Below are 12,489 nucleotides of genomic sequence, written 5' to 3' on the forward strand. Positions count from 1 at the left end.
GCTGAACGCGTAAAAACAAGAGCCCGGCCTTAGTGCCTGTTCAACGTCTTGTATCCGCATGAAGAGGCAACTACAAGGCAGAAGCAGCCGTTCGCTGATCCACTGTGGGAGCGGGCCATGCGCGCGAAAAATCGCCGGCATGGCCCGCTCCCACAAATACTCCACCAATGGCCGCTCCCGCCACTTAGCCGCCAAAGTCGACGAGCCTGGGCTTAAAGATTATGAACAGGTTCTTAGCGCCGGGCTTCTTCGTTCTATGCCGTCGGTGGGGTGCGCAGCGTATCGAACAGCGGGGCGGCGGGCATCGGTCTGGCGAAGTGAAAGCCTTGCAGGTAGCGCACCCCACGCTGGGTCAGGTACTGAACCTGTTCGGCGCTTTCCACGCCTTCGGCGACCAGGTCCAGCTGCAGGCGGGTGGCCAGGTCGAGAATGTTGTCGAGCAGGTGCCGGGATAGCGAGTGCGAGTCGATCATCGAGATGAAGCTGCGGTCGATCTTCAGGACGTCGATGCGAAATTCGCGCAGATAGGCCAGGCTCGAATGCCCGGTACCGAAGTCGTCGATGGCGATGCGCACGCCCAGTTGGCGCAGCTCGGCGAACAGCCGTTCGGTGATCTCGGTAGGGGTGATCATCTGCCGCTCGGTGAGTTCGAGGATCAGGGTGATCTGCCCCGGTGCGAACGCGGCCAGAAAGTCCCGGCATTCGTCGACCAGGTGTAGATCGTGACATTGCGCAGCGGTGATGTTGATGCCGATATGAAAGCCCCTGGGCAACTGATCGGCGCGCTCGGCGAAATCTTCGCGAATTTGGCGCATCAGCGCGCGGGTCATCGGCACGATCAGCCCCAGGCGCTCGGCCAGGGGAATGAACTGATCGGGTGGCACCAGCCCTTCGCTGGGGTGCTGCCAGCGCATCAGGGTTTCGATGCCATGCCAGCTGCCGGTCCGGGCATCCACCACGGGCTGGTAATAGGGAATGAATTCGTCGGCTTCCAGGGCGCGTTTCAGCGCCGTGCCGGGAGACGTGGCGCGCAGGCCGAGCCGATAGCTGCCGGCGCCGGCCAGGCAGCCGAGGATCACGAACAGCAGCCATTGCGGCTGATAGTGATCCTGCATGTACTGCAGCGTGACGCCGGGCGCGTAGCCGGCGGCGACCCTGAAGGGATAGCGCGAGGAGGCAGCCTGGGTGGCGTATTCGAGCTCACCGCTGGGTGGCGTGGCGGTGACCCGGCCATCGGCGTAGATCCAGCTCTGGCCGACGGTGATCTGCAGCGACACTTCCTGGCCGTTGATCTGTAGCAGGTTGATCAGGTGCTGGCCATCGATGCCGATCAACACACCGTGGTTGCCTTCGGCCTGCCGGTAGACCAGCACGGCGCGGTCGGGCGTGACCGCGTTGCCGGCCATCAGGCGCAGCTGGCCGCGAACGTAGCTGGCGGTGTCTTCGTCGCGTTCATAGGCGCCCATCAGCGACGTACAGTAGATCAGCCCATCCGCTACCAGGTTGACCGAGCGCGAGAACGGGCTGACGGCCACCTGGCTGCGCAGCGTCTGCGCGACGTTTTCACAGGCTTGCCCGGCCAGTGGCAGCACCACGCCGGCGGCGCGGGCCGCATCGCCGAGCATGGCGTCGAGCTGCGTGCGGGCATCGGCTGCGCTTTTTGCCGCGCGGCTTTGCAGCAGCGTCGCGGCCTGCCAGTACATCAGCGGCATGCCGAGCAGCAGCGGCAACGCCGCGACCGCCAGCGAAGTGCTCAGGCGCCGGGCGCGTCCGCGGGTGCGCAGGGTGGAGAAGGGCATGGCGTTACGGGGTCCAGGGTGGCTGTGCAGAGCTTAGCGAAAGTCGTTTGCCAAGAATGCTCGCTGCGTCTCGCAATTGGCGCCAGGAGGGCGTGTGCTACCCATTGGCCGATGAGCCGTTGCCTGATGAAGGGGCTGCGACCAAGGTCTGGCGACGTTAAGACCATGGTCGAATGGTTGAGCAGGGGAGCGATGGTTACAAATGTGGCCATAGAAGAACAACATTAATAAAACCGAGGTGATTCAATGAGTGCTGCGTCCCTGTATCCCGTGCGCCCTGAGGTGGCGGCCAATACGATGACCGACGAGGCCACCTACAAGGCCATGTACCAGCAATCGGTGATCAACCCCGATGGCTTCTGGCGCGAACAGGCTCAGCGCCTCGACTGGATCAAGCCGTTCACCAAGGTCAAGCAGACGTCCTTCGACGACCACCACGTCGACATCAAATGGTTCGCCGACGGCACCCTCAACGTTTCCTACAACTGCCTGGACCGCCATCTGGAAGAGCGCGGCGATCAGATCGCGATCATCTGGGAAGGCGACGACCCGTCCGAGCACAAGGAAATCACCTACCGCCAACTGCACGAGCAGGTGTGCAGGTTCGCCAACGCCCTGCGTGGCCAGGACGTGCACCGCGGCGACGTGGTGACCATCTACATGCCGATGATTCCCGAGGCCGTGGTGGCCATGCTGGCTTGCGCCCGCATCGGCGCCATCCACTCCGTGGTGTTCGGCGGCTTCTCGCCCGAAGCCCTGGCCGGGCGCATCATCGACTGCAAGTCGAAGGTGGTGATCACCGCGGACGAAGGTCTGCGCGGCGGCAAGAAGATCCCGCTCAAGGCCAACGTCGACGACGCCCTGACCAACCCCGAGACGCGCAGCATCCAGAAGGTCATCGTGGTGCAGCGCACCGGTTCCGAGATCAAGTGGAACCAGCACCGCGACATCTGGTTCGAGGACCTGATGAAGGTCGCCGGCAGCGTCTGCGCGCCGAAGGAAATGGGCGCCGAGGAGGCGCTGTTCATCCTCTACACCTCCGGCTCCACCGGTAAACCCAAAGGCGTGCTGCACACCACTGGCGGCTACCTGCTGTACGCCGCGCTGACCCATGAGCGGGTGTTCGACTACAAACCGGGCGAAATCTACTGGTGCACCGCCGACGTCGGCTGGGTCACCGGCCACAGCTACATCGTCTACGGCCCGCTGGCCAACGGCGCGACCACGCTGCTGTTCGAAGGCATTCCCAACTACCCGGACGTGACCCGCGTGTCGAAGATCATCGACAAGCACAAGGTCAACGTCCTCTACACCGCCCCGACCGCCATTCGCGCCATGATGGCCCAGGGCGAGGCCGCCGTGGCCGGTGCCGACGGCTCCAGCCTGCGCCTGTTGGGTTCGGTCGGCGAGCCGATCAACCCGGAAGCCTGGAGCTGGTATTACGAGAAGGTCGGCCAGTCGCGCTGCCCGATCGTCGATACCTGGTGGCAGACCGAAACCGGCGGTTTCATGATCACGCCGCTGCCGGGCGCCACCGCACTCAAGCCGGGCTCGGCGACCCGCCCGTTCTTCGGTGTGGTGCCGGCACTGGTCGACAACCTGGGCAACCTGATCGAAGGCGCCGCCGAGGGCAACCTGGTGATCCTCGACTCCTGGCCGGGCCAGTCGCGTAGCCTGTACGGTGACCATGACCGTTTCGTCGACACCTACTTCAAGACCTTCAAGGGCATGTACTTCACTGGCGACGGTGCTCGCCGAGACGAAGACGGCTACTGGTGGATCACCGGTCGCGTCGATGACGTGCTCAACGTGTCGGGCCACCGCATGGGCACCGCCGAAGTGGAAAGCGCCATGGTCGCCCACCCGAAGGTCGCCGAGGCAGCGGTGGTCGGCGTGCCGCACGACATCAAGGGGCAGGGCATCTACGTCTACGTGACCCTGAACCAGGGCCAGGAGCCGTCCGAGCAGCTGCGCCAGGAGCTCAAGGCCTGGGTGCGCAAGGAAATCGGCCCGATCGCCACACCGGACGTGGTCCAGTGGGCGCCAGGGCTGCCGAAGACCCGTTCGGGCAAGATCATGCGCCGCATCCTGCGCAAGATCGCCACCGCCGAGTACGACAGCCTCGGCGACATCTCCACGCTGGCCGACCCAGGCGTGGTGCAGCACCTGATCGACACCCACAAGTCGATGCAGGCCGCCTGCGCCTGATCCGGATCGTGCTTTGATACGACGCCCCACGCCGATTGACCGGTGTGGGGCGTTTGTTTTTGAGTCGCGTGGATGACTCGGGCGACTGAACCGATTGGTCAGAATTGGCTGTTTTCTGTTCTGTCAAGATGCGCGCGCAATTGGTCTCTGGGTTCTGTAATTAGTTGTCGCATCTGGGAAATATCGCCTGCAGCGCTATCGCTAGAATGCCGCACTTCCGTGCGCCGCCCGCAGCCCTGCGCTACGCTGGCGACGTCACCCTTCCATGGCCCGGCTTACCCGCCTTGCGGCCAGTGAAACCCCATCCCTGTCAGGAGTTTCCCCATGAAGAAGATCGCACTGCTCGGCGCGCTGGCACTATCCCTGCTGTCGCCGCTGACCATGGCCCAGGAGGCCAAGGCGCTGCGCATCGGTATCGAAGCGGCTTACCCGCCATTCGCCTACAAGACTCCCGACGGCAACATCACCGGCTTCGACTACGACATCGGCGTGGCCCTGTGTGAAGAAATGAAGGTCGAGTGCAAGTGGATCGAGCAGGAGTTCGACGGCCTGATCCCGGCGCTGAAAGTGCGCAAGTTCGACGCCGTGCTGTCGTCGATGTCGATCACCGAAGAGCGCAAGCGCGCCGTGGATTTCACCGGCAAGTACTACGCCACGCCTGCCAAGCTGGCGATGAAGAGCGGCGCGGTGATGAACGACGTGACCACCGACCTCAAGGGCAAGAAGATCGGCGTACAGCGCTCCTCCGTGTATGACCGCTACGCCACCGACGTCTTCGCGCCGGCCGGCGCCGAGATCGTGCGCTACAGCTCGCAGAACGAAGTGTTCCTGGACCTGAGCGCCGGTCGTCTGGATGGCACCATCGCCGACTCGGTGAACATCGAAGACGGCTTCCTGAAAACCGACGCCGGCAAGGGCTTCGCCTTCGTGGGCCCGGACTTCACCGAGGAGAAGTACTTTGGCGAAGGCCAGGGCATCGCCGTGCGCAAGGGCGACAAGGCGCTGGCCGAGAAGATCAGCGCCGCGATCCTGGCGATCCGCGCCAACGGCAAGTACAAGGCCATTCAGGACAAGTACTTCAGCTTCGACGTCTACGGCAAGTAAGACCACGATCTGCTGCGCGTCGGCCATGCGGCGTTGAACGTCAGGTACGAGATTGTCCTCGCCTGACGTTTGCCTGGCATGTCTCCAGCTGGCGATAGCGTGATTTCTTGTTGGAGGTGGCACACGCTGATTTCGGCGTGTGCCACTTTTGCGTTGCATTTCCGGCGCCTGCGGGCGCACGCATGAGGTAAGCGGATGCTCAACGGCTACGGCTCGTCCATTATCGAGGGCGCCTGGCTCACCCTGATTCTGGCCTTGACCTCGATGGCGGTGGCGATCGTGCTCGGCCTGATCGGCGCCGCGTTTCGGCTGTCGCCGGTGCGCTGGCTGGCGGTGCTGGGGGAAACCTATTCGACGGTGATCCGCGGCATTCCCGACCTGGTATTGATCCTGCTGATCTTCTACGGCGGCCAGGACATGGTGAACCGGATCGCACCGATGCTCGGCTATGACGACTACATCGACATCAACCCCTTCGTCGCCGGCGTGTTCACCATGGGCTTCATCTTCGGGGCCTATCTGTCCGAGACCTTCCGCGGCGCCTTCATGGCCATCCCCAAGGGCCAGGCGGAGGCGGGTGCAGCTTATGGCATGAGCGGCTTTCAGGTGTTCATGCGCATTCTGGTACCGCAGATGATCCGCTTTGCCATTCCGGGCTTCACCAACAACTGGCTGGTGCTCACCAAGGCCACCGCGCTGATTTCAGTGGTCGGCCTGCAGGACATGATGTTCAAGGCCAAGAGCGCCGCCGACGCCACTCGCGAGCCGTTCACCTTCTACCTGGCGGTGGCCGGTCTGTACCTGCTGATCACCAGCGTCTCGCTGCTGGCCCTGCGTTATCTGGAAAAACGCTACTCGGTCGGCACCAAGGTTGCCGAACTGTGAGGGCCGCACGATGATCTTCGATTACACCGTCATCTGGGACAGCCTGCCGCTGTATTTCGGCGGCGTGCTGGTGACCCTGGAGCTGCTGGCCATCGCGCTGTTCTTCGGCCTGTTGCTGGCCATTCCCCTGGCGCTGATGCGCACCTCACGCTCGCCGTGGGTAAACGGGCCGGCATGGCTGTACACTTACGTGATTCGTGGCACGCCGATGCTGGTGCAGCTGTTTCTGGTCTATTACGGCCTGGCCCAGTTCGAGGCGGTGCGCGCGAGCGTGCTGTGGCCGTATCTGTCCAACGCCACCTTCTGCGCCTGCGTGGCGTTCGCCATCAATACCAGCGCCTACAGCGCCGAGATTCTCGCCGGCAGCCTGAAAGCCACGCCTTACGGCGAGATCGAGGCGGCCAAGGCCATGGGCATGTCGAGGGCCAAGCTGTACCGCCGCATCCTCCTGCCGTCGGCCTTGCGCCGCGCGCTGCCGCAATACAGCAACGAAGTGATCATGATGCTGCACACCACCAGCCTGGCGTCGATCGTCACCCTGATCGACATCACCGGCGCGGCGCGCACCGTCAGCTCCCAGTACTACCTGCCGTTCGAGGCGTTCATCACCGCTGGCCTGTTCTACCTATGCCTGACCTTCATCCTGGTGCGCCTGTTCAAACTGGCCGAGCGTCGCTGGCTAGCCTACCTGGCGCCGCGGCGCTCCTGAGCCCTCGGACTTCTGAAAGAGTGAAAAGCATGTACAAGCTCGAAGTAACGGACCTGCACAAGCGCTACGGCAGCCACGAGGTGCTCAAGGGCGTGTCGCTGGCGGCCAAGGCCGGTGACGTGATCAGCATCATCGGCTCCAGTGGTTCGGGCAAGAGCACCTTCCTGCGCTGCATCAACCTGCTCGAGCAGCCCCACGCCGGGCAGATCCTGCTCAACGGCGAGGCGCTCAAGCTGGTGCCCGGCAAGGACGGCGCCCTGCGCGCCGCCGACGACAAACAGCTGCAGCGCCTGCGCTCGCGGCTGTCCATGGTGTTTCAGCACTTCAACCTGTGGTCGCACATGAGCGTGCTGGAAAACGTCATGGAAGCGCCGGTGCACGTGCTGGGCATGGCCAAGGCCGAGGCCCGCGACAAGGCCGAGCACTATTTGCAGAAGGTCGGCGTGGCCCATCGCAAGAGCGCGTATCCCGCCCACATGAGTGGCGGCGAGCAGCAGCGCGTGGCGATCGCCCGGGCCCTGGCCATGGAGCCGGAGGTGATGCTGTTCGACGAACCGACCTCGGCACTGGACCCCGAAATGGTCGGCGACGTGCTCAAGGTAATGCGCGGCCTGGCCGACGAAGGGCGTACCATGGTGGTGGTCACCCACGAGATGGGCTTTGCCCGCGAAGTGTCCAATCAACTGCTGTTCCTGCATCAGGGGCTGGTGGAGGAACGTGGCGACCCGCGCGAGGTGCTGGCCAATCCGCAGTCTCAACGGCTGCAACAGTTCCTCAGCGGCAGCCTCAAGTAGTTGGCGTTATCATTCCCGACCTATCACTGCCTTCAGAGCCCAACCTGCCCATCATGACTGCCCCCCGAATCGGCTTCCTGCTTTGGCCCTCCACCAAGCCCCTGACCCTGGCGCTGGCGGAAGAGGCCTTGAGCGTCGCCCAGCGCGTCCATCCGGAGGTGGTCTACGAGGTGTCGTTCCTGCAGGCCGAGGCGCCCAGCGAAGGCGCCTGGCGCCTGCCGGGCAGTTCATGGACGGCAGGCCTGGAAGGCTACCGCAAGCTGTTCCTGCTTGCTGACGAGCCGCCGGCCGCCGTGGCGCCGGCGCTGGCCACTGCGCTCAAGCAGGTAGCGCGCAATGGCTGTTGCCTCGGCGCGGTGGCGGCGGGCGTCTACCCGCTGGCGCAACTGGGGCTGCTCGATGGTTATCGGGCATCCGTCCACTGGCGCTGGCAGGACGACTTCGCCGAGCGTTTCCCCAAGGTGATCGCCACCAGCCACCTGTTCGACTGGGACCGTGATCGCCTCACCGCCTGTGGCGGCATGGCGGTGATGGACATGCTGCTGGCCCTGCTGGCCCGTGACCACGGTGCCGAACTGGCCGGTGCGGTGTCCGAGGAACTGGTGGTCGAGCGCATCCGCGAAGGTGGCGAGCGCCAGCGCATTCCGCTGCAGAACCGCCTCGGCTCCAGCCACCCCAAGCTGACCCAGGCGGTGCTGCTGATGGAGGCCAACATCGAGGAGCCGCTGACCACCGACGAGATCGCTCAGCACGTGTGCGTCTCGCGCCGCCAGCTGGAACGCATCTTCAAGCAATACCTGAACCGCGTGCCCAGCCAGTATTACCTGGAGCTGCGCCTGAACAAGGCGCGCCAGTTGCTGATGCAGACCAGCAAGTCGATCATCCAGATCGGCCTGTCCTGCGGTTTCTCCTCGGGGCCGCATTTCTCCAGCGCCTACCGCAACTTCTTCGGTGCCACGCCGCGTGAAGACCGTAATCAGCGGCGCAGCAACAGCCCCTTCGAGCTGACCTCAGCGCCTGCCGAGCGCGGCTAGGCGAGTGCCTTGATGGTCACCTCACCACGGTGAGACGAGGCATCTACCATTGACGGGATCTCCCGTCCGTTACCACGGCGCACGTGGCCAAGGCTTCCCGCGCGCAGCATGGTTGTCGCCGCGCCTTCAAGCGCACGGCGGCAGTACCATGATCGGCAGGGCGATGAACGCCACCGCAATGGCCGCGATCAGGTGCCCGCCCGCCGAGACACTGGCCACGAAGCGCTCGCGCTCGTTGCAACCGGGGCGTTTTGCAGCCCGGTGGAACAGCCGTGCCAGGACCAGCAGCAGGCCTGCGGTCAGCAACGAGAGTAGCGCCAGGGCCAGGTTCAGCCAGGTCCACGGGCCGTCTTCCAGAGGCGGCGGCGCTACCGAGCAGCCGACGCCCTGGCCGCCATACAGGGCCACGAACCACAGGCTCCAGATGCTCAGCCCGCCGGCGATATGGACCGGGTTGTAGAGCGAACGCAGGCTTTGCATCAGGCACCTCCGAAAGCAGGTGGGAACAGGGCGATGGCAAAGTAGCTGACCCACAGCACGCCGAGGTTGTAGCCCCACAGTTGGGCGACCACCAGAGGCTCGTAGGGCGACTCGCCGCTGACGTAGCCGATGCGTACGCGTAGTGCCTGCAGGGCACTCAGGGTGCTGGCGAGCAGCGCGTGGCCGAGGCTGTAGGCGAGCATCACGAAGATCACCGCATCATGGGCGCGCACGGTTGGCTCCAGTGAATCACTGAGCAGTGCGACCAGCAGCAGGGCGCCCTGAATCAGGCCGACCACGGCCAGGCCGACCTGGCAAGCGAACAACCCGCGGGCATCGCCCTGGCGCAATCGGGAAAGTACCCGCCGGTGCCAGGGCGTGGCCAGGCTCAGCAGCAGCGCGGCGGCCAACAGCAGCCAGTGATTGAACACGGGTACATCTGGCACCAGCCAGTTCGGCGCCACCGTCCACAGGTAGAACCAGCCGAACAGCAGCGACAGGTACAACGCGCCGTTGGATAGCAGCGTCACGCCCATGCCCCACAGGCCCGGCCCATCGCAGGTGCGCGAATGCAGCGGTGGCTCGCCGGGCTGGGTCTGGGCATCCGGCGCGGCCTTGGGGTGGGCGCCGTTTTCCCAGCTCCAGCGCAGCAGCACCACGATCGAGGCGAAGCAGGCGAGCAGCGCCAGCAGGTAGGTCTTGGCCAGCAGGCTCAGGCACAACACGGCGATGAAGCAGGCGGCGATGAATGGCAGCCAGCTGTTGCCGGGCAGATGGATGATCTCCCGCACCTTGCCGGTCAGCGGGTCGACGCCCCAGGTCTCGCGGCGGCCGTGGTCGATCACCGTCAGCGCGTGTTCGCCGCGGGCCATGCTTTCGCCCAGGTTCGGGTCGCGCCACAGCGGGTGGCGGTCGGTGACCTTGGCCAGGCTGACGAAGTTGTACGGGTTGGGTGGCAGGGCAGTGGCCCATTCCAGGGTGTCGGCCTGCCAGGGATTGTTGCCAGCGGGTTTGCCATAACGGTAATGCAGCAGCAGATCCAGCAGCAGGGTGGCGATGCCGATCACCATGATGAAGCTGCCGATCGACGAGATCAGGTTGGGCATGTCCCAGCCCAGGCCGCTCTCGTAGGTGTACACCCGCCGTGGCATGCCCAGGAGGCCGGTCCAGTGCATGATCAGGAAGGTCATGTTGAAGCCGATGAACACCAGCCAGAAACCCCATTTGCCCAGACGCTCGGAGGCCATGCGCCCGGAAAAGTGCGGCAGCCAGTAGTACAGCCCGGCGATCAGCGGGAACAGCATGCCGCCGATCAGCACGTAGTGGAAATGGGCGACCACGAAGTGGGTGTCGTGCACCTGCCAGTCGAATGGCACCAGTGCCAGCATCACCCCGGTCAGCCCGCCGCACACGAAAATGATCAGAAAGCCCACCAGCCACAGCATCGGCACGTTGTAGCGCGGTTTGCCGAGCCACAGCGTGGCGATCCACGAGAACACCTGAATCGCCGTGGGAATCGCCACCAGCATGCTCGCCGCCGAGAAGAACGCCTGGGCCAGTTGCGGAATGCCCACGGTGAACATGTGGTGCACCCACAGGCCGAAGCTGATGAAGCCGGTGCTCAGCACGCCCAGCACCACGGCGCGGTAGCCCACCAGCGGGCGGCCGCAGAACACCGGCAGCAGGGTGGAGACGATACCGGCCGCTGGCAGGAAGATGATGTACACCTCGGGATGGCCGAACAGCCAGAACAGGTGCTGCCACAGCAACGGATCGCCGCCGCGTGCCACTTCGAAGAATGGCAGGCCGGCGGCGCGCTCCAGTTCCAGCAGGATGCTGCCCAGGATCAGCGGCGGAAAGCCGATGACGATCATCATCGCCATGGTCAGGATGTACCAGGCGTAGATCGGCATCCTGTTCAGCGCCATGCCCTCGGCACGGGTGCGCAGGATCGACACCACCAACTCGACCCCGGCCGATACCGCGGAAATTTCCACGAAGGTGATGCCCAACAGCCAGAAGTCGGCGTTGATGCCCGGCGAGTGGGCGGCGCTGGACAGTGGCGTGTACATGAACCAGCCGGCATTGGGCGCCACGCCGAACAGCAGGCTGGAACAGATGATCAGCCCGCCGAACAGGTAGCACCAGTAGCCCAGCGCCGACAGGCGCGGGAACACCAGGTCCCGGGCGCCGAGCATCTTGGGCAGCAGGTATACCGCCAGGCCTTCCATCATCGGCACGGCGAACAGGAACATCATCACCGTGCCGTGCATGGTGAATACCTGGTTGTACATCTCCGGGCCCATGAACGCGTTGCCCGGCAGCGCCAGCTGGGTGCGGATCAGCATCGCCAGCAGCAGGCCAAAGATGAAGAATCCGAGGCCGGTGACCATGAAGCGCAGGCCCAGGGTGGTGTGGTTGACGATGGTCAGCGCCCGCCAGCCGCGCGGGTTGCCCCATACCTCGTTGAACTGGTCGTGCAGGGCATCGGCGTCGGCCGTCTCGCGGCACTGGGTTTCGCGGCTGTCGTTCATGGTTCGAGGCCCTCCAGCCAGGTGGCGATGGCCTGCAGGTGCTCGGCATCGAGGTCGTCGGTGAGCGGCATGCCGGTGCCCGGTTTCAGACGGCCATGCTCACGTATCCAGGTCAGCGTGGCGCCGGGCTCGTTGGCCAGCACGCCAGCGCCGAGTTGGCGGCGGCTGGGCAGATCGGTGAGATCCGGGCCACGGTTACCGGCACTGACGCCGGCCACCCGGTGGCACATCCCGCAGTGGGCGAGAAAGGTGTCGGCGGCCGGGCCTCGTATGGCGTCGACCTGCGGCTCTCGGCGCGCCTCGATCCAGGCCGCGAAGTCCTTTTCGCTATGAGCCTGCACGTCGAGCACCATATGGCTGTGCTGCGTGCCGCAGAACTCCGTGCACTGGCCGCGGAAGGTGCCCGGCCTGTCGGCCTGCAGGCGGATGTGGTTCTCGCGACCGGGGATCATGTCGATCTTGCCGCCCAGGCGCGGCACCCAGAAGGCGTGGATCACGTCGGCACTGCTGACGGTGATGTCGACCGGCCGGCCGGCCGGCAGATGCAATTGGTTGGCGGTCACCACGCCGCTGTCCGGGTAGCGCACCTCCCACCACCACTGATGGCCGATCACCTCGATCTGCAGCGGTCGCTCGCCAAGAAGCGGCAGCTGCATCATGCGCTGGCCCACCGGGATGCCGAACGCCAGCAACATAACGATGGTGACAGAGGGCAGCAGGATGCCGCCGCCGATCAACCAGCGCCGCTGGATACGCCGGGCTTCGTCCGCCGAGTAGTCGCGCGGCTTGCGCCACAGGGCGTAGATCCACAAGGCGCTGACCACCACCAGCACCAGCGTGAAGAAGCCGCACATCGCCCACCACAGCAGGGCGATATCGCGCGCTACCGGGCCGGCAGGAGCCAGAATCGATTGGTCACCACTGCACGCGGAGATAATCGGA

Annotated in this window: 10 protein-coding genes; 6 read left to right on the top strand and 4 right to left on the bottom strand. The window is 64.7% G+C overall.

The features are described from left to right. Positions 1-254: 254 nt before the first annotated feature. On the bottom strand, positions 255-1,799 hold the full coding sequence (locus tag BVH03_RS20050; RefSeq protein ID WP_075962821.1) for a cyclic diguanylate phosphodiesterase: 1,545 nt from the start codon (positions 1,797-1,799) through the stop codon (positions 255-257). Positions 1,800-2,045: 246 nt separating this feature from the next. Between BVH03_RS20050 and acs the strand changes: the two genes are divergently transcribed. The 6 genes from acs to argR all read left to right on the top strand — a co-directional run bounded on the left by acs (position 2,046) and on the right by argR (position 8,533). Beyond that, a complete protein-coding gene (acs, locus tag BVH03_RS20055; RefSeq protein ID WP_075962822.1) occupies positions 2,046-4,007 on the top strand; it encodes an acetate--CoA ligase in 1,962 nt (653 codons plus the stop codon). A gap of 324 nt (positions 4,008-4,331) precedes the next feature. Further along, positions 4,332-5,111: an ABC transporter substrate-binding protein gene (locus tag BVH03_RS20060; protein ID WP_075962823.1), complete on the top strand. Its 780-nt coding sequence runs from the start codon at positions 4,332-4,334 to the stop codon at positions 5,109-5,111. 195 nt (positions 5,112-5,306) lie between these two features. Next, positions 5,307-5,996 (top strand): ABC transporter permease, encoded by a 690-nt coding sequence (locus tag BVH03_RS20065; RefSeq protein WP_075934812.1) that lies wholly within the window; start codon positions 5,307-5,309, stop codon positions 5,994-5,996. Positions 5,997-6,006: 10 nt separating this feature from the next. Next, positions 6,007-6,705, top strand: coding sequence for an ABC transporter permease (locus BVH03_RS20070; protein ID WP_075962824.1), 699 nt, complete (start codon positions 6,007-6,009; stop codon positions 6,703-6,705). A 29-nt stretch (positions 6,706-6,734) separates the two neighbouring features. Then, a complete protein-coding gene (locus BVH03_RS20075) occupies positions 6,735-7,499 on the top strand; it encodes an ABC transporter ATP-binding protein (RefSeq protein ID WP_075962825.1) in 765 nt (254 codons plus the stop codon). Between the two features lie 53 nt (positions 7,500-7,552). Continuing rightward, a complete protein-coding gene (gene argR, locus BVH03_RS20080; protein WP_075962826.1) occupies positions 7,553-8,533 on the top strand; it encodes a transcriptional regulator ArgR in 981 nt (326 codons plus the stop codon). A gap of 126 nt (positions 8,534-8,659) precedes the next feature. On the opposite strand, the gene BVH03_RS20085 is transcribed toward argR, so the two are convergent. Genes BVH03_RS20085 through coxB form a run of 3 tightly spaced genes read right to left on the bottom strand, consistent with a single transcriptional unit; the run spans position 8,660 to position 12,485 of the window. Next, on the bottom strand, positions 8,660-9,013 hold the full coding sequence (locus tag BVH03_RS20085; protein WP_075962827.1) for a hypothetical protein: 354 nt from the start codon (positions 9,011-9,013) through the stop codon (positions 8,660-8,662). After that, positions 9,013-11,547: a cytochrome c oxidase subunit I gene (gene ctaD / locus BVH03_RS20090; RefSeq protein WP_075962828.1), complete on the bottom strand. Its 2,535-nt coding sequence runs from the start codon at positions 11,545-11,547 to the stop codon at positions 9,013-9,015. The genes BVH03_RS20085 and ctaD overlap by 1 nt, the downstream gene beginning before the upstream one ends. Next, on the bottom strand, positions 11,544-12,485 hold the full coding sequence (gene coxB, locus BVH03_RS20095) for a cytochrome c oxidase subunit II (protein WP_075962986.1): 942 nt from the start codon (positions 12,483-12,485) through the stop codon (positions 11,544-11,546). Before coxB ends, ctaD begins: the two co-directional genes overlap by 4 nt. Positions 12,486-12,489: the final 4 nt, after the last annotated feature.

The sequence above is a fragment of the Pseudomonas sp. PA15(2017) genome (assembly GCF_001945395.1).
Taxonomy (GTDB): Bacteria; Pseudomonadota; Gammaproteobacteria; order Pseudomonadales; family Pseudomonadaceae; genus Aquipseudomonas.

Excerpts from the sequence above, each read along its gene's own strand:
- BVH03_RS20085 (WP_075962827.1), bottom strand. The coding sequence starts at position 9,013 with ATGCAAAGCCTGCGTTCGCTCTACAACCCGGTCCATATCGCCGGCGGG.
- acs (WP_075962822.1), top strand. The coding sequence starts at position 2,046 with ATGAGTGCTGCGTCCCTGTATCCCGTGCGCCCTGAGGTGGCGGCCAAT.
- BVH03_RS20075 (WP_075962825.1), top strand. The coding sequence starts at position 6,735 with ATGTACAAGCTCGAAGTAACGGACCTGCACAAGCGCTACGGCAGCCAC.
- argR (WP_075962826.1), top strand. The coding sequence starts at position 7,553 with ATGACTGCCCCCCGAATCGGCTTCCTGCTTTGGCCCTCCACCAAGCCC.
- BVH03_RS20050 (WP_075962821.1), bottom strand. The coding sequence starts at position 1,799 with ATGCCCTTCTCCACCCTGCGCACCCGCGGACGCGCCCGGCGCCTGAGC.
- BVH03_RS20060 (WP_075962823.1), top strand. The coding sequence starts at position 4,332 with ATGAAGAAGATCGCACTGCTCGGCGCGCTGGCACTATCCCTGCTGTCG.
- ctaD (WP_075962828.1), bottom strand. The coding sequence starts at position 11,547 with ATGAACGACAGCCGCGAAACCCAGTGCCGCGAGACGGCCGACGCCGAT.
- BVH03_RS20070 (WP_075962824.1), top strand. The coding sequence starts at position 6,007 with ATGATCTTCGATTACACCGTCATCTGGGACAGCCTGCCGCTGTATTTC.
- BVH03_RS20065 (WP_075934812.1), top strand. The coding sequence starts at position 5,307 with ATGCTCAACGGCTACGGCTCGTCCATTATCGAGGGCGCCTGGCTCACC.